The organism is Nocardia brasiliensis, assembly GCF_042691675.1.
In the GTDB taxonomy this organism is placed as follows: Bacteria; Actinomycetota; Actinomycetes; order Mycobacteriales; family Mycobacteriaceae; genus Nocardia; species Nocardia brasiliensis_D.
This window is the reverse complement of record NZ_CP170507.1, coordinates 2208558-2228513: the sequence shown is the minus strand read 5'-3', so window position 1 is coordinate 2228513 and position 19956 is coordinate 2208558. Positions and strand designations below refer to the sequence as shown.

The window sequence follows — 19956 nt, the reverse complement described above, 5'->3', positions numbered from 1 at the left end:
ACGGCGGTTCTGGCGAGACGGGCCGTATCTCTCGCCAAGCGAGCTGTCGAAGGCGCGGCCACCGTATGTGGCACCCGCCGCTGCATACATGCGACAAAATGGATGGTCACCAAAGCCAACGGGCGGGCGCGGTGCAGGGACGGTGCGCTCGACTTGCCACGGGCGATGGATGGACATGAGCGCCCAGCGCTTCGGAAGCATTGTCCCGCTGACCAACTGCTCGCCCCTCGGGGGATCGCGGAGAGGCCACCGTGGCAGGTGTCCACCGCCTGACCGCCACCTGGATGTCCGTTCGCGCCCATAAAGCCTTGCGGCACTGGATAACTCGTCGACACCGAAAGCATCACCGAACTCTCTGCCGCCCGGTACAGGCGCGGACGTAGTCGATGATGACCGCGCCGGAAGGGCGGAAGGTGTCGCGCGGTAGGACGACCCAGGCGCGGCAGGCGGCGCGTGCGTCAGCCGGAGACGGGAGAGCGATTTCGCCGCCGAACGGGACGATGGAGACGTCCAGACGGAACAGTTCGGCGAACAGGCGCAGGTCGTCGGGGACGTCGGGGCGGCAGAGGAAAGTCCAACGGCGGGAACGGATGTGGGCCACGACCGGGCCGAGGGGACAGCCTCGGAACAGCATGTCGTCACGGACGCGCTCGCCGAGTCCGGCCGGCATGGTGATCGCACCGACGACGCCCGCTTTGACCACGATACGGCCCGCCTCCGGGTGGATTCCGGCCGGTAGACCGCAGGTGCGGCGGTAATAGGTGCAGCGCGAAATAGATGTATCCGCGAACACTGGATCGTTCATATTGAACCTCGACTCCCCTCGATCGGTCGCTTGGTGCACCGGATCCGAGTGGACCTGAACCCGCTCTCACCGATAAGGTTTCAGGACTTCGATGACACGGACCGGGGCACGCGTTCAGTAGAGCACCGGAAATGATCGGCGGGAACGTTCCCAGTTGTGGAACCAGGGGAAAATACGCAAGGTTCCAAGGATTCCCGTCCATGCGGTTCCAGTTGCCATACATGGCCAATAGTGAGGCTACGAAAGGGAATGCCGTGACCCCCACCGGATCCACCCTCCCGCGACGCATGCTCGCACGTCAGCTGCGCGAACTCCGGGAAAATTCAGGCGTCAGCGCGGAACACGCCCGCCAAGAGATAGGCGTTGGCAAGCAAACACTGTGGCGGATGGAGACCGGGCAACCCGTCCGGCTGAATCCGTTGTTCATCGAGCGCCTGTGCGAGGTTTACGGCGCGTGCGAAGACGTGACGAGAATGCTGCTCGGATTGGTCGAAGAGGCGCATCGCACCGGATGGTGGCATGCATACGGAGATGCCATTCCGAAGCATTTCGATTTGTTTGTCGGATTGGAAGATGCTGCTGAGCGGATCATCTCGTATCAGACGGTGCTGTTGCCGGGGTTGTTGCAGACCGAGAAATATCGGCGGGCGATGATTCAGGTAGACGCACCCACAATGCCTACCGCGGAAGTCGAACGGCGCATCGAGCTGTTCGCTCGACGGACGGCTCGACTGACCGATACCGACAACCTGCTCACCGTCGACGCCATCGTGGACGAATGCATGCTGCGCCGGCCGATCGGCGGTCCAGCAGTCATGGCAGAACAGCTCGAACACCTTGCCCGAGTTGACGAGCTGCCGAACGTCTCGGTACGTGTGGTCCCCCTCAGCGCGGAGGCATACGGAGGCCTGGCCGTGGGGCCGTTCGTACTACTCGAATTCCCAAGGCACCCAACGGCACATCTCACAGAGCCACCGATCGTCTACACGGAGGGCCACAACGGTGCGCTGTACCTCGAGAAGACCGACGAGGTGAAGCAGTATCAGCAGGCATATATCGACCTGCAACGTTCTGTCTTGGATGAGTTCCACAGTCGCGCTCTCCTCTCCAAGATCACGAAGGAGTACGGGACGTGAAGACAGATCGATCGACAGCCATATGGTTCAAGAGCAGCTACAGGAGGCCCGGTCAGGACTGCGTAGAAGTCGCGGTCCTCGGTGGCGATTTGGTCGGCGTTCGTGATTCGAAGGTCGCGTACGGCGCGGCGGTTGTTTTCAGTCCGAGCGAGCGGGACGCATTCACCGATGGTGAGTTCGACCGGTCGCGAGGCTGAGGCGACCGTGCGATGTCGGAGCCCCGGAACCGGGTTTGACTGCGGTTCCGGGAGCTCGTAAGTAGTGACCCCGCTCGGCGGTGGCAGAACACCTGCGATGCGGCATCCTCCGACTGCCGTGTTGCCGGTGTAGCGCTGCCAACCTGCCGTAAGACTTTGTCAATGAGGCCAGCCGCGTCCAGGACATCATCTGTGAGAGGTCCTGGACCCAGCTCAGCCACCTGCCCCTTCGGCCACCCACCTGCGACGCGATTCGCTTGCACCCAGGTAGACGCATCGGTAGCGTCATCATGATCTGACAGGGGGCGGAGGAGCCGGTCCGGCCCTGTGCGATCAATACCAGCACCGGCGGCGAAGGATCCGATGACGAGCAGGTCGAATTCGTGGCGGCTGGCCACTCTCGCGCTCGGCGCCGTGTTCGTGATCGCCGGGTGTGGGTCGTCGACAGATGGTGATCCCACGCCGACGGGCAATTCAGCCACGTCGAAGACGAGCGTCGCTCCGGACGTGCCTTCCGGCTACGACCCCTGCAAAGACATCCCTCAGAGCGTGTTGGACTCCGAAAAACTGTTGGACAAGACGCCTGACGACTCCAATGCCTCTGGTGGCATCAAGTGGCGTGGGTGTCTGTGGGTCCAAACAGACGGGTACGCGGGGAGCATCCGTACCACAAACATCACGGTGGATATGGTGCGGGAGAAGAAGCTTCCCGATGCCCGCGAGCTCTCAATCGGTGGGCGGAGGGCGATCTCCACACGGCAAGTCGAGGACCATCCTCAAGCAGTGTGCACGATCAACGTGGAAATGAAGGGCGGCAGCCTCGAATTCGGCCTAACGAACCCGACAACGAGCAAAAGGACTGGGCAGCTCGACACGTGCGACCTCGCTCGAAACCTGGCGGAAAAGGTCGTACCTACCTTGCCTGCAACTTCGTGATCCTGTGGCAGTGATCACGGTCTCCGGGAGGGAAGATTCAGATGGGTGACGACACGCCACAGCCTCGGCCTATGGCGAACATAATCAGTGCCGCAAAGGACAACCAGCTAGCAGTTGAGATGAAGCCCGAGGACTTCGTCTATGTTGACCGCGACTGCGAGTACTTCAAGCGCACGATCCTCCGGATTCAACGAATTGCGGATGAGATCTCAGGACAACCATATTGGGGACTGGGCGAGGCCACGGACAAAATGGTGTCCGGAAAGACCGTGGTTGACCGTTTCAAGCAAAAGGCCAAGCAAGCCGCCGACAGCAACAATGTCTACGCGATCATGGAACAGCATTACAAGATCGTCGAAGACATACAGCAGGTCTACCGATCGGCCCGAGAGCGAATGATGCAGGCGGACACCGAGTTCGCCAGTGAGTTCACGCGCCTGAACGAGACACTCCCCGAGCGTCCACCCGTTCAACTCCCAGCTGGCCCATACCTCCTCCCGGACGGGACCGGACGATGAGCGGATACGAACCACCCCGGATTCCGGGCGGCGGCGAGCACACGGACAGCTGGGAGCATCCGGAGATCAAGGACGCGTTCGATCCGCTCGATACCACCGACGCGATCAACCAGGCCGAAAAGTACTGGCAGATGCATCAACTCTGGGAGCAGGGCGTAGCGACCTTCGCCCGCTCTATCCAGAACTCGGTCTCCCAAGCGTGGTCCGGCCCGGCCGCCGAGGCGTCGAAGAAGGCGATCCAGGACTACACGACCGACGCCCATACGTTGACGCCCGCCCTAGCCGAACTGCACACCAGGGTGCGTGACGCCGCGAGCGCAATCGTCAACACCAAGAAGGCGATTCCCGATCCGGTGGTCGTCACATGGACATCGTGGGCTTGGCCCCCGCACCGCTGGGACCTCCAGCGTGACCAATCCGAGGAGACCCAGCGGGCGCGCGTCGCGATGAACGAGCACTACGTGCAGCCATTCAGCCAGATCGACGGCAAGATCCCCATCTTGCCGACGCCGACGAGTCCCACCAAGGCCGTCGACATCGCACCTCCGCCAGGCGGATACAGCGACGACAACAGCAATAGCGGCCAGCCGATCCAATCCAAACCGACCAGCTCGGACCCGAGTTCGACCAACTCCCTCGTCCCGGGCGACAAGGATGGCGACGGCAAGCCCGACGACCCGGGCACCTCGCAGCAGCCGGGCGACCAGACCACACCCGAGCAGACCCAAACCACCCCCGCCTCCACAACTCCGAGCAACACCCAAACCACCCCGGCGGGCGCCAACCCGACAACCCAGACCCCCGGGACCACCCCCACCTCCACGGACCCGACGAAGACCGTGCCGACCGGCACGGGCACCCCGTACACTTCCGGCACCCCAAGCCGCACCGGCAGTCCCGGCACTCCGACGTCGCCCAGTCCGTCGACTCCCCAGCCGGGCCGCAGCGTCCCCGGCACGCCCACCACCCCCGGCACCCCAACCAACCCGGCAGCCGCAGCGGCAGCCGCCCGCGGCGCAGCCGGTATGCCAGGCATGGGCGCCCCCGGTATGGGCGCCCGCGGCGGCAAGTCCGAAGACGACGCCGAGCACAAAATCCCCGACTACCTGATCACCCAGGAAAACACCGACGAACTACTAGGCGACCTCCCCAAAACCATTCCCGGCGGCGTAATCGGCGGCGACACCCCCAACTAACCCATGCACCCCTTCGCCCCACCCCCACCAACTCAACTACCAACCGTTGCCGACGGCCACTACCCCGCCGAACGGGACCTCACGCAGCAAGCAGCAGCGTGTCCCCCCAACCACGGCCCCCGCCGCTCTCGCCCCCCAAGGCCAGGCCGACACCGACCTGGACCACACGGCGCGTGCACCGGATGCTCCGAACGGGACCTTACGGAGCAGGCACCCACCTGCCGCCACAGCCACGTCCCACTCACCACCCGAGCCCAACTCGGCCCAGCGGCGAACGGGACTACACCGAGGCGACACTCGCGTGTCGCCACAGTCACGTCCCGTTCGCGATCGCCGTACCGGTGCCTGGGACGACGGCGGAGGAGCGGCACCAGCCGTCCGGCGCACGGGAATCCCACTGCGCCAGCCAATCCCGCCGAGGGGACCTTGGCGCGAACACCCACAAGCCGCCACAGCCACGTCCCACTCACGACTCGCCCCAGCGCGAAACGGGACTACACCGTGGCGACACCCGCGTGTCGCCGCAGTCATGTCCCCTTCGCCACCCGAGACCGACTTGGCCGACGCCGAACGGGACTACGCCGAGGTGGCACCCGCGTGCGCCACAGTGATGTCCTGGGCGGCGAGCGCTGGCCGGTTCGTGGGATGACGGCAGAAGTGTGGCACCGGGCGTCCAGCGCACGAGATACGCATTGCGGCATCCGACCCTGCCAAGGGGCATTCGTGGCGCGAACACGCACGTCTCGCCGCAGCCGTGTCCCGTTCCCGGTCGTGGTGTCGGGTCGAGCAATTGCCACGCGACGGCACACGAACAGGACCGACTCCCCGGGGAGGTGCCACCCCGGCACCCGCGGTCTCGACCCCCAACGGGACCTTATGGAGGCCAGCACTCGCATGCCGCCGCAGCCAAGTCCCACTTGCCGCCCGAGCTCACCCCGGCCTGGCGCCGAACGGGACGACACGGCGCGCGAATCCACGTATCGCCACAGCCACGTCCCCCTCGGTAGCCCAACCCACCCCGGCCCGGCGCCGAACGGGACTACACGACGCGAGAGTCCACGTGTCGCGGCGCGGGCGCCCACGTGCCGCCGCGGCTGCGTCCGCGCTCCGCAGCCCAGCCACCCGGCCCAATACCGCACGGCACTACACGGCGCACGAGTCCACGTAGCGCGGCGCGGGGAGCCCACGTATCGCAGCGTCCACGTCTCCGCCGAAACCACCTCGGCCCAAGACAGAACGGGACTACGCCGCGTGGGGGTCCCCGTGTCGCCGCGGCCGTGTCCCGCTCGGCGCACGAGGGGGCGTTGGGCTGGGCAGCATTCGGATGGGACGATGCGTGTGGCGACCGGGTGACATGTGGGGTGGTGACCGGCCTCGTATGGGATAGCTGTGTGCGGGGCCGGAAGTGGTGCGGCGTAAGTGTTGGGCCGCACGGGCGCTCAGCAAGTTACGACATGGAGAAGATTGGATGGGTATGGCTGAATGGACTTGGGAACCGGATGATTTCGCGGCTCTCTGGTATTCCGATGCCCATGATCGGTTCCCGAGTCCGTTGCGGTACACCAGTCGGTTCGCTTTGCGTGATGAGTTCGCGGCGCATCGGCGGGCGGTGCGCGAGCGCTATTCCGCTGACGAGTTGGAGGAGATCCAGCTGGCGCTGCACACGCTCGGCAGCTCCGAGTTGAGGATCGAAATCCTCGGTGGCACTTGCAAACACAAGAACAGTTCGGGGCGGGACGATCTGCGCGAGTATCGGATTGTCGGCGCGAGAAATCCTTATCACGCCGTGACGCTCATGCAGGCGGGCACCGCTACTGAACATGGCCCGATCCGCGTGCGCATGTCCCGCCCAGAAAGCCTCCCTAACCGCTTGGTGCAGGCCCTCCCCTCCTGCGCCCCCGGCAGCGCCGCCCCAGCCACCTTTCACCCGGACGACCTCGCCCCACGGAACAACGGCTACTTCGAAGACGTGGCCCGCCAAACCCCCCGCGAGCAATACCAGCGACTCCTCGGCCGCCCCGCCGACGGCGGCGGCACCGCTGTCCTCGTAGCCGCCCCATTGCACACCCTCGCCGAACCTTGGAACGTCCTGCAATGGCACGACATCACCGACGACGGCCGCTACACCGAAATCCGCGGCACTCACATCACCGTCCGCCCCACCACCCCCGCCGACCTGACCTCACACTTCACCACGTGGATATCCCGCGCCCTGAACCGCCTCCAAGAATCCAGCGCCGAAACTTGGTAACCGACATGAAGCGTGCACTCAAAGTTGCAACCGGCGCCAGAGTGCGTTTCACACGTCGAACAGTTGCAACACCTGGCTCCGCCGTCAGCTGGTCGGAGTCCGCTGACTCGGACTGTTCGTAGCGTCGTTCACCCACGACTCGATCCACGACTGAGCCGCCGCCAGCTCCTCTTCTCGCTGCGAACGCGGCAGACCGGCGCCCTCTGGCAGGTACATCCGGACAACAGGCAGCGACTGCTCGGCAGTGTTGGGGGCAGCGAACTCCGGCGGTCTTCGATCACTGGGCGCCACCTCCTCGGCTGTGTGCCCGTCGATCACATTGAGCGCCAACGCGCACAGCACGATCAGTGCCCCACCGACGATCCCGCTCCACGTCGGCACCTGGCCGAAGAAGCACAGCCCGAACAACAAACCCCAAACGCATTCGAGGGTGAGCATGTTGCCGCCGGGTACCGGATCCACGTGCTCGAAGGCGTAATTGATGAGGAAGACGTTCACCACGCTGAGCACACCGGCGATACCGATTGCGGCCCACAGCATTCCCGCTGATGTGTGCGGCGGCAGTTGTTCCGGAATTCGCGGTAGTCCATCCCTTTGCACAACGGACGTGAACACCACTCCCAAAGCTCCGACGCCGAGGGTCAAGGCGGTGAGCTCATAATTGTTAAGCACACCGTTATGCCATTCGCGGCCAAGGTAACTCAACGAAATTGCCACCATGGCGACCAGCGCGACGAGGTTGCCATAGTTCAGCGCACTCGATGCACTCCCGCTGAATCCGGACAGGATCGCCACGCCCACCGCCGATCCCCCGACGAACACGATCCGGACCGCGGTGACGCGCACGCTGCGCATCAGCATCCCGAGCGCGGAGACCAGGGGCAGGGCGGCGATGAACGAAATATCGCTCACCGTCGTCATTGTCGTGGCCTTTGCGAACAATGTGGTGCCGATTACGTAGAGCAGCACGGTGCGTGCCACGATCACGGACCATTCCCGCACGCCTACCCGAAGTACGGTGCGCCAGCGAATCCACCGGCTGAATAGGGCGACCGCTAGCAAGAACGCCACACCGGTCCGCAGATAGACCTGCTGGGCGACGGTGAAACCACCGGCGAGATAGCGCGACAAGACCGTGAGCATGGCAAATGACGCGGTGAGCAGAACCAGCGCTCCGATACCGCGCAGGTCAGTGAAATGTCTGCTTTGTACGATCTCGGACCCGTTGATGTCGCCCACATTACCGATATGACCGACACCCGGATCCGTACTCCCGGGTATTTTTTCGCGGCTCGCCGCGCGTTACAGCGATATGGGCCTGAACGGAACTTTCCGCGGCATCACGGGTCCGAGTTTGCCCTGGTTATCGGGTCGGCGACTAGGCGGAACCCCCTGCGGTCTCGCATATCCGAGTGTGCCTGCGATCCTCGCGGCAATGACAGCGTCGCCCGCGCGCCAGCCAGCCGGCCAACACCCACGCGGCGGCCAACACCGACACGGTGCCGATGTTCAGTGCCGATGCGCAAGTGACGAATGTGGCCAGCGCGGTGATTCCGGTCGCGATCGGGGTCAGCACGTGTATCGCCTGGTGAGCGAGTGACACGTGGTCATCCTCGGCGGCGTAATGCACCGGGTTCGCCGGAGTCCTTCCGACGATGACTATTTTTCTCATGCCCCCAGCGTGGTCCCGCCGCCCGCCCGTAGCCAGAAATGCCCCGCCCTTGCACGCCTCGCGCGCAGAACTGCCTGTTTATGGACGTGAGCACACCGTACGGATACCGTCAAGAGCGCGGGTCACGCAGATCCATACGCGTGTCCGCCAAGGAAATCACCAGTGACCTGGAGATGTCGTGGGGAGCCAGCACAGCATCGCGTGCGGCAGACGAGTCGTGCGGGAGTATGCGGCCGCGGGCGGGACGACGTGGGAGACGGTCCACGCGGTCCGGTCGCATTGTGGAGTGTCGTTGCTCCGAGCTCATCGGATCGCGCATGGGTTCACCCTTGTCGATGTCGCCCAGCGGTTGCAGCAGATCGTCAGCGCCGAGGGGTCGTCGTGCCGAGGGTTATCGCATCAGAGCGTGTCCCGTTGGGAGACCGGCCTCGACATGCCGACCTATCAGTTCCTCGACGCGCTGTGCCGGTTGTATCGCACCCGGCCGGACCGACTCGGCTACGGGCACGACTACACCGAGGACGAATCCCCGCCGATCGCGCCACGGAGCCGCCTGCTCGCCCCGACCACCCCGCGCAGCGACTTCACGGCGCTGGAAACCGTTCGCGTACTGGAGGAGAGCCTCGAACTCTGCGGCTATCTCGTCTACGTCCTTCCCCCATCGGAATACATTCCGGCACGGATGCGTGACCTGGCCCAGGTCCAGCAGCTGAAGTTGACCGACCACTCCGCCGACCTCCATCGGCGCCTGCACCGCATCGAGGCGATCCTGGCCGGGCTCATCGCGTTTCGGCTGAACGACGTCGCCGATCTGCAAGACACCTTCATGTGGTTCTCGAAGGCGCGCCGTGCCGCCCGCCAAGCCGGGGACACCGCGCTCGAAGCCTGGTTGCACGGACATATGGCGCACACGCACGAGTGTTACCGGCACGCGCTCGACCAAGGGTTGGCCACGGCACGCGCGGCCCAGGCGGCCAGTGGCCCGTCGCCGACACCGGCGGGGGTCTTCGGGTTACTTGCCGAAGCGGGGATCCAGGCCAGGATCGGGCGGCGCCGGGATGCGTTGGACGCAGTCACCGCCGCCGAGCGGATGTTCGCCGCGCTGCCCGCCACCGCCACGACCGACGACAATCTCGGTACCTCCGAATACATCCTGCGCTGGCACCAGTCGCACGCTCTCAGCTCGGTCGGCGACTGGCGTGCGGCCGAGTCGATCCGGCAACGGATGCTGGAACTACCGATGGCCGAGAAGGATCAGGTCGGCCGCGCACTGCTCGATCTCGATATGGCCGCGGTGTTCATCCGCAGAGGCGAATTGGACCATGCCCGGGAGACTATTCGGCAGGTCTGGCACTCGTTGTCGCCGGAACTGCGGGTTGGGCAGGTCCGTCGGCACGTTTCACAGCTTGTTGTCCGACTGCCAGCTGCTATGCGAGACAACATCTTTGAAAGATGAGCGGTCCACGGAAGGCATTGATTGCGCTTCGTGGGCCGCGTTAGGGGATTCGATTGAGGAGTCGGCTTGCAAGGTCGACTAAGGCGACGTCAGCCGGTTTCGGGGGTCGCCGCTGCGCCGACTTCGCAGTCGTCGCTACCCTGATTACACAGTGGCGCACTAGTTTTCCGGCAAGTGGGTGCACTGGTCGTAAGTGAGCAGTTGGTAACCGCTGTCGGTGCGCTGCCAGCTGGTGATCGATCCATTGCCCGCAAGCCCGGCTTCGGCGAGAGCCAAAACCTCTGTGTCGGTGCGCTGTTCGAGGAGTTGACGCAGGAACAGCACTATCGCGTCGTGCGCCACGATCAGCACTCGGCGGTGCCGGTGGTCAGTTTCGAGATCGTCCACGACGCCGCGCAATCGTTCGGCGACATCTTTGAATGACTCGCCTTCGGGTGGGCGATAGCCGAGTGGGTCGCGGGCTTCTTTCGCGAGTTCCTCGGGGAAACGCTCGCGTACGACTGCCGGGGGCAAGTGTTTGAGCTGACCCCGGTGTCGGTCGTAGAGCCGGTGGTCGATGCGGTGGCACGGCAGCTTTCGGTTCGCCGTGCGCAATTCCTGCTCGGCGAGCTGCCAAGTCTGCACGGCTCGCCGGTACGGGGAACAAAGCACCAGGTCAGGGAACCGAGTTGAATCGAGGGAAGCGAACCATTTACCGACCGCAGTCGCCTGCCGCCGACCGAGCTCGGTCAGTCCGATGGCCATGTCGTCGGACTCCACCGTCTCATCCGCGGCGAACGCAACGTTCGACGTGCTCTGCCCATGCCGGACCGCGTACAGCAGGTCGACGACTCCGCCATCGTCCGGATGCGGGCAGTGCGCCTCGAAACCCCTTCGCCCCCAACCGCTCCCGGCATCGAGCTCCATCCGAGCCGCACTATCCCCATGAGTGATCACACCGAATTATGCGCCCTACGCCGTCAGCCGCCGATCATATCGGCGGCCATCGAGAACTCGATCGGAGTGTTGCCTCCCAATCCGATCCATGCGTGCGGCGCACACTTCATCGAGCCGCACCGGTATGCCCTACCAGCTCTCCACACCGCAAGGGACGCGGCTTCGATCGAGTCGGAACGGCCCGCCACTCGAGCCGTGTGCACGCCCCACGCCAAAGCCCAGAAAGCCCACGAACCCACAGACCTTTCGCACGGCTTACAGAGGGAAGAGGGCCTGCGAACCGGGCCGAAGGTCTGTGACTACGGGCCGGTGGGTGTCGAACTCGGGGCCACTTGCGGCTGATCACTGTGGGTCTGGGCGGGTTTCGTGCTCAAGGCCCCGGCGGCTGATCTAGGTGGGGCGGGTGTCGAACTCGGGGCCGTTTCCGGCGGGCATTGGTTGGCCCCGGCTGGGGTGGGGTGCGGGACGGCTTGGGGTTGCTCGGGGCGGGGCGGGGCGCTGGTGGTTTCGAGGGCGCGGACCCACATGTCGACTACGGTGTCGATGCAGTCCTCCATGGTGCGGCCGGGAGGTGGTTCGATGATGGCGCCGTGGATTTGGGCGCCGACGGCTTGGACGACCAGCAGCGCGGTGAGGTAGGGGTCCGGGCCGCCGACGTTCATTCGGCGCAGGTGGTATTCGACCTCGGTGGCGAGGACGTCTTCGAGGTCGCGCATGCGTCGCATGATGTCCGGGGTGCGATGAGCCTGTAGGAACAGCATCCGGTTCAGGTGTTTCTCGTCGCGGTGCCCGTAGGCCAAGCCGGTGACTATCTGGCGAACGGTGTCGGCCAGCGGTGGGTCGTCGCTGCGCAGGACGGCGAACTGCGCCATCAGCGCGTCCATGTTGTGCCGCAGGTGACGTTCGTCCAGCGCGTACAGCAGCGCGTCCTTGTTCGGGATGTAGTGATACAGCGTCCCGATGGACACCCCGGCCAGTTCAGCGATCTTGTTTGTGGTGGTGTTCTTGTACCCGTCGCGCTCGAAAAGTCGAGCAGCCGCATCCAGGATCGCCTCGAAGGTGAACTGTGAGCGCTGCTGACGGGGCTGTTTACGGGGTGTGGACACGGTCGCCTCAAAGTCGAGTTGAATACCGAGGGAATCCTCGAAACAATCATGTCATGCAACCTCTTCGGCGAAAGTCGTTCTGCCGCAGGCGGTCCGCTCACCGAACCGGCCATCCGCCACACCGCTCACTGCCGCAGCGGATCACGGGTGATTGGTCGGCTCCGCGCATTCCGGCAGCAAACTAACGCCGTGAACATCGGCACTCCGGGGCAACGGCGCCCCACCCGCCGATCGGCAGTTTCGCTCACCTGCACCTCGAGCGAATGCTGTTCCATCAAGTAATCATTCAATAACAACCAGAGCCCGCGGGGGGTTAGCGAATTGGAGATAGGCGACGTTCGAGACCTAATCGGCGAAGCAGAGGACCAGGTCGAGGCACTGCGCGCCCGAGTACACGCAGCCATGGCGGAGATCGACGGCTGGACATACGAAGCAGGCGACGGTAGCGCGCATGTGACCGTCTCGGCCGACGGACGAGTTCTGGCGATCGAACTGCCACGCGGGCTCACGGATTGTTCCCTCGGATTCGGCGGCGCTACCGAGGCCGCGTGGTGGGAAACGAGCAACGCCCTGGCTGAGACCTGCCGGTCGATCGTGGCAGCAGTCAACAGTGCCCGACGAAGTGCGGCGGAGGCAGCCATCGACGTGCTCCGCAAAGAATTTCCCGAGGCCTTCGATCACCATCCCGCCAGTCTGTAAAGAGAGGGCTCGCATGTCGGATTTCGACAGCATCTCCGCACTCGTCAACGAGATGAATCGAGACTGGAATCGTAGTGCGCAAAACATCCTCGACGGAGGGTCCGCACTTGCCGATCAGTTGCACGAGGTCAGGATCGTGGACCGGCGGGCGGGCACCGAGTTCGGCAGCGTGACGATCGATGGCCGCGGCCTGCTCCGCTCTATTGATCTGGACGCCGACAAGGTGCTCGACATCTACGCGGGGGAGGTCCTCGGTGCCCTGGTCAACGCGATCAACAGCGCCATATGCGACTCAGCCGCAATGGCGAAAGAAGACGGTTTGCCGTAACGCGTTTGGACGTTAGGGAAATGACATGCCTGGACGAGATACTAACGGGGAGTGAGGTTCTGGGTCGGGCCACCGCGTCACGGCCCACCGCCGACGTCACTGTCGTGGCATCAGGATCAGGCCGGAGCCCAGCGCGATGGGGTGTTGCTGGGCGAACGGGTCAGCTGCGCTTCAGGGCGGATGTTGCGGACCTAAATTCTGCTCCGTCAGGAATCCATTGCCGTGTCAGCGATTTCGCGCCAGCCAAGGTCGACCGGCATGGAGTGGCCACGATCACCGAAACGGTCAGCTCGGTTCCTGCGGGACGAAATGATCGGGATCTACTTCGTGGTCACGTTCTTGCCGATGTGCCTGTTCAGCTTTTTGTACGGTGTGACCCTGCCGTTGGTCAGCACACTCGCCCTGCCGCTGCTGGCCTGCCGACGATCGGCACCCTCGCGCTACCCGTTGGTCAGCACTATCGCGCTACCGTTGGGTCCGCACCCTCGCCCTGCCGTTGGGTCCGCACCCTCGCCCTGCGCGATGGGTCCGCACCCTCGCCCTGCAGATGGTCAGCACACTCGCGCTATTCGATGTGTGGCGCGTCGCGGTTGAGGGGAGACGACGGCACCGGCATCGTCGCGCCGTGCGGCACTCTGGCGACGCGGATCCGCGCCAATGTGCGGCGGAACCCAACCGACACCAGACCTCAATCGAGCACAACATGGCGGTGCGTCAGCTGTACAAGATCCGCGCGACGGCCGATGACAGCCGCCAGCAGTGGATCATCAGCCAGCGACCGGAAGGGGTCCGACGCATCCGGACCGCAGACACCGCACGATCGCAATGATCGCGCGGCGCTGAAGTTTTCGTGACCCGTCGCGTTTCGCCCGACGCTTGCGCGCCGTGTACGGGCTGTTCCCCGCAAGTGGCGGCGCCTGGCACTCGCCAACGGGGAGGTGTGTTTAGTCGCAGACCCTGGCTTGTTTGCCGGCGAGTGCGTCCAGGCCGAGCATCGCCAATAGGGACTGGCAATCGTCGGCGTTCTGCGAATAGCTGGCGACCGTGCGGGCGGCCACCGCGCTCTGTCGCGCAGTTTCGGCCTTTTCGTTTGCCCGCGCCTCGGCGAATTCGCCCGGTTCGTGGATGAGAGTGATGTGTCGTGCCGGGGACATGAATCTCCTTGGGGGTTGATCGAAGCCTACAAGGCCGGTCGCCTCCGCGACAGCCGAACCGACCCGGCAGTTCGCCGAACGCGGTTGGTCGGGCTGCGGGATGCTCGCAAGTTTGCGGGTGCTACGGCGAGTCGAGCGGGTGCGCTAGCGGGCTGGTTGCCCCGGTAGGGGACCTGAGAGCCTCCTGGAGGCCAGAAGATCTACTGAGTCCCTTTTTATGACCAACGAAGAGGGCGGCTCATCCCGCAGCAGCGAGACGATCCGACCCGTGATGAGTCTTGTGTCACATGGGAGCGAGAACGAGGCGCACGGCGCTCCCCCCACCTCGAACGCCACCTGCCGCCTGGCGCGATCCTCAGCCACGAGCAGAACTAATTCCGGCGATCACCCGGCTGGACAATCACCACTGACGCCATTCGAGGTCGAGTGGTACATGGCGGAGGCGTCCGTCGAGAGACACCCTCCACCATGTACCACTCGACGCACGGCAACAGGCCGGGAGCGGGGATCTTCCGGTGGTTGTCGCGCGCCCTTTGGGCGAGGAGCCGGGGCGACCTGCTCAGGGAACGAGCAGCTGACGGACCACTCCGTCGGCCAGAAGCCTGCCTCGATCGGTGAGCACAAGACGATCACCCGATCGTGTTGCCAGGCCGTCGGCGATAACTCGGTCGGCGGCCTCGATGCCGGTCGAGTCGAGGTCGGTCAGAGGTAAACCGGTGCGGAGGCGGACGGCGAGCATGACGCGTTCGGTGTAGCGCTCGTCGGAGGTCAGGGTTTCCCAGCCTGCGGCGGGGAGGCCGCCGTCGGCGACGCGGTCGGCGTAGCGGGCGGGGTGTTTGATGTTCCACCAGCGGACGCCGCCGACGTGGCTGTGCGCGCCGGGGCCCGCGCCGAGCCAATCGCCACCGTCCCAGTAGCCGAGGTTGTGCCGGCAGGCCGCGGCTTCGCTTGCGGCCCAATTGGATACCTCGTACCAGGTCAGGCCTGCGGCGGTGAGGCGAGCGTCGATGCGTTCGTAGCGGGCCGCGAGGACGTCGTCGTCCGGGGCGGGGAGTTCGCCGCGGCGGACGCGGCGGGCCAATGCGGTGCCGTCTTCGACGATCAGCGAGTAGGCGGAGACGTGGTCGACGCCTGCGGCGAGTACCGCGTCGAGGCTGGCATCGAGGTCGCTGTCGCGTTCGCCGGGCGTGCCGTAGATCAGGTCGAGGTTCACGTGGTCGAACCCGGCCGCACGTGCCTCTTGTGCGGCGGCGACCGCGCGACCTGGGGTGTGAGTGCGGTCGAGCACTTTCAGTACGTGCGCGGCGGCGGACTGCATGCCGAGTGAGACACGAGTGAAGCCGGCCGCGCGGATCCGCTCGAAGAAATCCGGCGAGGTGGATTCCGGGTTGGACTCGGTGGTCACCTCGGCATCCGCGGCGAGAGCGAAGTTCGCGCGCACCGCGTCGAGGACCGACGCCAGACCGTCGCCGCCGAGCAGTGAGGGTGTGCCCCCGCCGACGAAGATCGTCGCGACCTCGGGCGTCGTCGTCGGCAGCGCCGCGAACTGACCTGCCGCCGTGGCCAACTCACCACGCAGCGCCTCCAACCACGACTGCGGCGAGGCGGAGGTCCCGAGTTCACCCGCCGTATAGGTGTTGAAATCGCAGTACCCACAGCGTGTCGCACAGAACGGCACATGCACGTAGATCCCGAACGCCCCACCGCCGAAATCACTGAGCACCGGCCCCGACATCTCGGTGCCAACAGGAATAGCCGCAGGTGAACTCACCCCTCCAGTCTGCCGGTCCCCCACCACCCAGCCGCGCCCGGGCAACCCGCGCGGCTGCGCTGTCCCCCGTAACACCCCTCGCAGTCCCGCATTCGCCGTCGGAGATACCCCGCTTCCGCCGAGCACCGGCGGCCCGGCGGCGCGGCAGCCCTGCCTTCGGCGGCGCGGAAGTCGGCAGTCGGCGCTGCGGCGGCCCGGCGGCCCCAGCAAGCGGCAGTCGGCAGTCGGCTATCCGGCGCTCGCACCAGTCCGGCCGCCCACCAGTCCGACGGCCCGGCAGTCCGGCGGCGCGGCAGTCCGGCGGCGCGGCAGTCCGGCGGCGCGGCAGTCCGGCGGCGCGGCAGTCCGGCGGCGCGGCAGTCCGGCGGCGCGGCAGTCGGCACTCCGGCGGTCAGGTGTCCGCTGGCCCAGCAGTCGGCGGTCCGGCGCTCGCGCCAGTCCGGCCGCCCACCAACCCGCCAGTCCAGCAAACCCGGCGGCCAAGAGTCGGCAGCCCGGCATTGGCAGCCCGGCGCTCGCGCCAATCCGGCGGCCCACCAACCCGCCAGTCCAGCAAACCCGGCGGCCAAGAGTCGGCAGCCCGGCAATTGGCAGCCCGGCGCTCGCGCCAGTCCGCCAGTCCGGCGGTCCGGCGGTCCGGCGGTCCGGCGGTCCGGCGGTCCGGCGGTCCGGCGGTCCGGCGGTCCGGCGGTCGAGCGGCCCAGCCCCTCCAACGAATGCCCAGGCCGTCCGGATGCTTCGGCCGACGACTGCACACCCTTTTTAATTCAGTCGGCAACCCGGCGGCCCAGCGGCCCAGCAGCCCCGACGCTTCGGCGGCCCGGCGGTCGGGTAAGTCCGGCAGTCCGGCGACCCGGCAGCCGGTGGTCAAGGGGTCCGGTACCCAGGAATCCGGCAGACCCACCAGTCCAGCCCTCCAGAGGATGCGATGGCTGCCCGGACGCAGTCGGCCAACGACTAGGCGCCTCTTCGATTAGTCGGCGACCACCGTGTTCTGGTTCGCGGTGAGCAGCCAGCGGCCATCTTCTTTGGACATCACGTACATCGGGGAACCCTGGCCGGTCAGTTCGCCGTCGTTGGTCAGGTAGCGCTGACGGACCTTGACGGCCGCGACGTCGGGGCGGATGAACAGGACGTGTTCGACCTCGTAGGTGGCGGTGCCGTCGCGCATCGCGCCCGGCAAGACCTTGGCGGTGAACTCGGCGATGGCGTCGCGGCCGAACAGTCGTTTGCCGCCACCGGTGGTCCAGATGGCGTCTTCGCGGAACAGGCTGACGAACTCGTCGACCAGTTCGTTCTGCTGGGAGTGTTCGATGGTGGCCACGACTTTGCGGATGGCGTCGAGCTCGGCCTCGACAGCTGCGTTACTCATGGCGCCCACTCTGACACCTCGAGTGGACTTCAGGTCAAACCCTCAAAACCGTCCACGAGCGGGACCTGACTGAGGCAAAACCCGAGTAGACCCTCCGTGCTGTCCCCTTCGCCGAGCAGCCCTACGGCTTGGCCTCGGCGGACGGGACATGGCTGCGAGGAACTACGGGTGGCGCCGCGGTCAGGTCCCCTCCGCTGATAGTGGCGCGGTTCACTTCGGTGGCGATGAGGTATCAGGAGCCGAGTTCGCTGGATGATCTATGACTGGCGTCACATATCCACCGGACGGTCCAGGGGATTTCCCGCTAAATTGCGGAAAATATGGACTCTCGGTCGGAAGGCCGCCGCTGACGTGGCACAATTGGGCTCATGCGCGCATCGGGAGTACGACTTGTGGCACGTCGCCACGTCGACTACAAGCGCGTCTGTAGTGCTTGCTGTCTGCCTGCTTCTTCTCGGTAGCTCAGCGACGCCCATCCCCGGGTCTTCCCGGCGATCCCGATATTCGACCTCATCGGTCCGCTGACACCGCAGGTGCGAGTCAGCCCCTCGCGCCTCCAGCACGGATGTAAACCCACCCCGCAGGAGCGACCCCATGACGTCGAGCACCGACGCCGGTCCGACCGATCAGTCCGGCCCAGATTCCCGGCCCGGCCACCACTCGCGGCCCGACCGCCCCGCCTCCGAACGCCGCGTCCGCCCCGACCGCCCCCGCCCCGAAGCATCGGCCACGCCCAAGGCCGGAGCGCAGCGCGCCCGCACCGGTAAGCCGGTGCGCCGCAAGGCGGAAGGACAGTGGGCGCTCGGCTATCGCGAACCGCTGAACCCGAACGAACAGTCCAAGAAGGACGACAACCCACTCAACGTCCGCGCTCGCATCGAGAACATCTACTCGAAGCAGGGCTTCGACAGCATCGACAAGGGCGATCTGCGCGGCCGGTTCCGCTGGTGGGGTCTCTACACCCAGCGCGAACAGGGCTACGACGGCAGCTGGACCGGCGACGAGAACATCGACATTCTCGAGGCCAAGTACTTCATGATGCGCATCCGCTGCGACGCGGGCGCATTGAATGTCGAGCAGCTGCGCACCCTCGGCCAGATCTCCACCGAGTTCGGCCGCGACACCGCCGATCTGTCCGACCGCGAGAACGTGCAGTACCACTGGATCGAGGTGGAGAACGTCCCCGAGATCTGGCAACGGATCGAGGCGGTCGGTCTCAAGACCACTGAGGCGTGTGGCGACTGCCCGCGCGTGGTGCTCGGCTCCCCGCTCGCGGGTGAATCGCTGAACGAGATCATCGATCCGACGCCCGCGATCGACGAGATCGTGCGCCGCTACATCGGCAAGAAGGAGTACTCCAACCTGCCGCGCAAGTTCAAGACGGCGATCTCGGGCCAGCAGGACGTGGTGCACGAGATCAACGATGTCGCGTTCGTCGGGGTGAACCATCCCGAGCACGGGCCGGGTCTCGATCTCTGGGTCGGTGGCGGCCTGTCCACGAATCCGATGCTGGCGCAACGAGTCGGCGCGTGGGTGCCGCTCGACGAGGTGCCGGATGTGTGGGAGGCCGTGGTTTCGCTGTACCGCGACTACGGTTACCGCCGCCTTCGCACCAAGGCGCGGTTGAAGTTCCTGGTCAAGGACTGGGGCATCGAAAAGTTCCGTGAGGTGCTCGAAGAGAAGTACCTGAAGCGCAAGCTGATCGATGGCCCGGCGCCGGAGCAGCCGACCAAGCCGATCGACCATGTCGGCGTGCAGAAGCTGAAGAATGGGCTCAACGCGGTCGGCTTCTCCCCCATCGCGGGCCGGGTCTCCGGCACGATCCTGACCAAGGTCGCCGACGCCGTCGAGCGGATCGGGTCGGACCGTATCCGGTTCACGCCGTACCAGAAGCTGATCGTGCTCGACGTCGCCGACGACAAGGTCGACGCGCTGATCGACGAGCTGGAACCCCTTGGGCTGCAAGCACGTCCGTCGTTGTGGCGGCGAAACCTGATGGCGTGCTCCGGCATCGAATTCTGCAAGCTGTCGTTCGCCGAGACGCGTAAGCGGTCGCAGGTGCTGGTGCCCGAACTGGAGGAGCGGCTCGCGGATCTCAATGCGCTGCTGGACGTTCCGGTCACCATCAATATCAACGGCTGCCCGAACTCGTGCGCCCGGTCGCAGATCGCCGACATCGGATTCAAGGGCCAGCTGGTCGACGACGGCAACGGGAATCACGTGGAGGGCTTCCAGGTTCACCTGGGTGGCAGCCTCGGCTTCGACAGCGCCTTCGGGCGCAAGCTGCGTCAGCACAAGGTGACCAGCGACGAGCTCGGTGACTACATCGAGCGGGTGGTGCGCAACTTCATCAAGCACCGCGAGGATGGCGAACGGTTCGCGCAGTGGGCCGTTCGTGCCGACGAGGCTGATCTGAAATGAGT

19 protein-coding genes are annotated in these 19956 nt (G+C 65.4%); 11 read left to right on the top strand and 8 right to left on the bottom strand.

Features of this window, described 5'->3' with window-relative positions; translation table 11 throughout:
- Positions 1 to 343: 343 nt before the first annotated feature.
- A complete protein-coding gene (locus tag ACFK0J_RS10350) occupies positions 344 to 805 on the bottom strand; it encodes a DNA-directed RNA polymerase subunit beta (protein WP_378738815.1) in 462 nt (153 codons plus the stop codon).
- A gap of 200 nt (positions 806 to 1005) precedes the next feature.
- Here ACFK0J_RS10350 and ACFK0J_RS10345 point away from each other — a divergent pair, with 200 nt between their 5' ends.
- From ACFK0J_RS10345 to ACFK0J_RS10320, 6 genes are all read left to right on the top strand, one after another.
- On the top strand, positions 1006 to 1941 hold the full coding sequence (locus ACFK0J_RS10345) for a helix-turn-helix domain-containing protein (RefSeq protein WP_378738813.1): 936 nt from the start codon (positions 1006 to 1008) through the stop codon (positions 1939 to 1941).
- On the top strand, positions 1938 to 2138 hold the full coding sequence (locus ACFK0J_RS10340; RefSeq protein WP_378738811.1) for a DUF397 domain-containing protein: 201 nt from the start codon (positions 1938 to 1940) through the stop codon (positions 2136 to 2138). The genes ACFK0J_RS10345 and ACFK0J_RS10340 overlap by 4 nt, the downstream gene beginning before the upstream one ends.
- Before the next feature lie 363 nt (positions 2139 to 2501).
- On the top strand, positions 2502 to 3074 hold the full coding sequence (locus ACFK0J_RS10335) for a DUF3558 domain-containing protein (protein WP_378738808.1): 573 nt from the start codon (positions 2502 to 2504) through the stop codon (positions 3072 to 3074).
- 71 nt (positions 3075 to 3145) lie between these two features.
- Entirely contained in the window at positions 3146 to 3592 is a 447-nt protein-coding gene (locus ACFK0J_RS10330) for a hypothetical protein (RefSeq protein WP_378738806.1), read from the top strand.
- Positions 3589 to 4788: a hypothetical protein gene (locus ACFK0J_RS10325; protein WP_378738804.1), complete on the top strand. Its 1200-nt coding sequence runs from the start codon at positions 3589 to 3591 to the stop codon at positions 4786 to 4788. The genes ACFK0J_RS10330 and ACFK0J_RS10325 overlap by 4 nt, the downstream gene beginning before the upstream one ends.
- 1474 nt (positions 4789 to 6262) lie before the next feature.
- Entirely contained in the window at positions 6263 to 7039 is a 777-nt protein-coding gene (locus ACFK0J_RS10320) for an ESX secretion-associated protein EspG (protein WP_378738802.1), read from the top strand.
- Positions 7040 to 7123: 84 nt separating this feature from the next.
- Here the strand turns inward: ACFK0J_RS10320 and ACFK0J_RS10315 are convergent, their stop codons facing one another.
- Both ACFK0J_RS10315 and ACFK0J_RS10310 read right to left on the bottom strand, forming a co-directional pair.
- On the bottom strand, positions 7124 to 8278 hold the full coding sequence (locus tag ACFK0J_RS10315; RefSeq protein WP_378738800.1) for a DMT family transporter: 1155 nt from the start codon (positions 8276 to 8278) through the stop codon (positions 7124 to 7126).
- A 139-nt stretch (positions 8279 to 8417) separates the two neighbouring features.
- On the bottom strand, positions 8418 to 8711 hold the full coding sequence (locus tag ACFK0J_RS10310) for a hypothetical protein (RefSeq protein WP_378738798.1): 294 nt from the start codon (positions 8709 to 8711) through the stop codon (positions 8418 to 8420).
- Between the two features lie 286 nt (positions 8712 to 8997).
- On the opposite strand from ACFK0J_RS10310, the gene ACFK0J_RS10305 reads away from it, so the two are divergent.
- Entirely contained in the window at positions 8998 to 10167 is a 1170-nt protein-coding gene (locus tag ACFK0J_RS10305; protein WP_378738795.1) for a helix-turn-helix domain-containing protein, read from the top strand.
- Between the two features lie 159 nt (positions 10168 to 10326).
- Here ACFK0J_RS10305 and ACFK0J_RS10300 read toward each other — a convergent pair whose 3' ends face one another.
- Both ACFK0J_RS10300 and ACFK0J_RS10295 read right to left on the bottom strand, forming a co-directional pair.
- Positions 10327 to 11073, bottom strand: coding sequence for a histidine phosphatase family protein (locus tag ACFK0J_RS10300; protein WP_378738792.1), 747 nt, complete (start codon positions 11071 to 11073; stop codon positions 10327 to 10329).
- A gap of 329 nt (positions 11074 to 11402) precedes the next feature.
- A complete protein-coding gene (locus ACFK0J_RS10295; protein ID WP_378738789.1) occupies positions 11403 to 12209 on the bottom strand; it encodes a TetR family transcriptional regulator in 807 nt (268 codons plus the stop codon).
- Positions 12210 to 12530: 321 nt separating this feature from the next.
- Here ACFK0J_RS10295 and ACFK0J_RS10290 point away from each other — a divergent pair, with 321 nt between their 5' ends.
- Positions 12531 to 12908: a hypothetical protein gene (locus tag ACFK0J_RS10290; protein ID WP_378738787.1), complete on the top strand. Its 378-nt coding sequence runs from the start codon at positions 12531 to 12533 to the stop codon at positions 12906 to 12908.
- A gap of 13 nt (positions 12909 to 12921) precedes the next feature.
- Positions 12922 to 13236, top strand: a complete 315-nt coding sequence (locus ACFK0J_RS10285) for a hypothetical protein (protein ID WP_378738784.1) — start codon at positions 12922 to 12924, stop codon at positions 13234 to 13236.
- Positions 13237 to 14180: 944 nt separating this feature from the next.
- Here ACFK0J_RS10285 and ACFK0J_RS10280 read toward each other — a convergent pair.
- The 3 genes from ACFK0J_RS10280 to ACFK0J_RS10270 all read right to left on the bottom strand — a co-directional run bounded on the left by ACFK0J_RS10280 (position 14181) and on the right by ACFK0J_RS10270 (position 17533).
- Positions 14181 to 14390: a hypothetical protein gene (locus tag ACFK0J_RS10280; protein ID WP_107654883.1), complete on the bottom strand. Its 210-nt coding sequence runs from the start codon at positions 14388 to 14390 to the stop codon at positions 14181 to 14183.
- Between the two features lie 559 nt (positions 14391 to 14949).
- Positions 14950 to 16125 carry a radical SAM family heme chaperone HemW gene (gene hemW, locus ACFK0J_RS10275; RefSeq protein ID WP_378742741.1) on the bottom strand — a complete coding sequence of 392 codons (1176 nt, stop codon included), beginning with the start codon at positions 16123 to 16125 and terminating at the stop codon, positions 14950 to 14952.
- 1009 nt (positions 16126 to 17134) lie between these two features.
- Entirely contained in the window at positions 17135 to 17533 is a 399-nt protein-coding gene (locus ACFK0J_RS10270; protein WP_378738782.1) for an SgcJ/EcaC family oxidoreductase, read from the bottom strand.
- A 368-nt stretch (positions 17534 to 17901) separates the two neighbouring features.
- Between ACFK0J_RS10270 and ACFK0J_RS10265 the strand changes: the two genes are divergently transcribed.
- Together ACFK0J_RS10265 and ACFK0J_RS10260 are read left to right on the top strand one after the other, a co-directional pair.
- Positions 17902 to 17994, top strand: coding sequence for an Ms4527A family Cys-rich leader peptide (locus tag ACFK0J_RS10265; protein ID WP_357940236.1), 93 nt, complete (start codon positions 17902 to 17904; stop codon positions 17992 to 17994).
- A gap of 133 nt (positions 17995 to 18127) precedes the next feature.
- The gene (locus tag ACFK0J_RS10260) at positions 18128 to 19954 is read left to right on the top strand and encodes a nitrite/sulfite reductase (protein WP_378738779.1); all 1827 of its coding nucleotides are present in this window, start codon (positions 18128 to 18130) and stop codon (positions 19952 to 19954) included.
- Positions 19955 to 19956: the final 2 nt, after the last annotated feature.

Bases quoted from the DNA above. Each gene is read 5' to 3' on its own strand.
- ACFK0J_RS10325 (WP_378738804.1), top strand. From the start codon at position 3,589: ATGAGCGGATACGAACCACCCCGGATTCCGGGCGGCGGCGAGCACACG.
- ACFK0J_RS10265 (WP_357940236.1), top strand. From the start codon at position 17,902: ATGCGCGCATCGGGAGTACGACTTGTGGCACGTCGCCACGTCGACTAC.
- ACFK0J_RS10285 (WP_378738784.1), top strand. From the start codon at position 12,922: ATGTCGGATTTCGACAGCATCTCCGCACTCGTCAACGAGATGAATCGA.
- ACFK0J_RS10300 (WP_378738792.1), bottom strand. From the start codon at position 11,073: ATGGAGCTCGATGCCGGGAGCGGTTGGGGGCGAAGGGGTTTCGAGGCG.
- ACFK0J_RS10350 (WP_378738815.1), bottom strand. From the start codon at position 805: ATGAACGATCCAGTGTTCGCGGATACATCTATTTCGCGCTGCACCTAT.
- ACFK0J_RS10270 (WP_378738782.1), bottom strand. From the start codon at position 17,533: ATGAGTAACGCAGCTGTCGAGGCCGAGCTCGACGCCATCCGCAAAGTC.
- hemW (WP_378742741.1), bottom strand. From the start codon at position 16,125: ATGTCGGGGCCGGTGCTCAGTGATTTCGGCGGTGGGGCGTTCGGGATC.
- ACFK0J_RS10330 (WP_378738806.1), top strand. From the start codon at position 3,146: ATGGCGAACATAATCAGTGCCGCAAAGGACAACCAGCTAGCAGTTGAG.
- ACFK0J_RS10320 (WP_378738802.1), top strand. From the start codon at position 6,263: ATGGCTGAATGGACTTGGGAACCGGATGATTTCGCGGCTCTCTGGTAT.
- ACFK0J_RS10260 (WP_378738779.1), top strand. From the start codon at position 18,128: ATGACGTCGAGCACCGACGCCGGTCCGACCGATCAGTCCGGCCCAGAT.
- ACFK0J_RS10345 (WP_378738813.1), top strand. From the start codon at position 1,006: ATGCGGTTCCAGTTGCCATACATGGCCAATAGTGAGGCTACGAAAGGG.
- ACFK0J_RS10280 (WP_107654883.1), bottom strand. From the start codon at position 14,390: ATGTCCCCGGCACGACACATCACTCTCATCCACGAACCGGGCGAATTC.
- ACFK0J_RS10335 (WP_378738808.1), top strand. From the start codon at position 2,502: ATGACGAGCAGGTCGAATTCGTGGCGGCTGGCCACTCTCGCGCTCGGC.
- ACFK0J_RS10310 (WP_378738798.1), bottom strand. From the start codon at position 8,711: ATGAGAAAAATAGTCATCGTCGGAAGGACTCCGGCGAACCCGGTGCAT.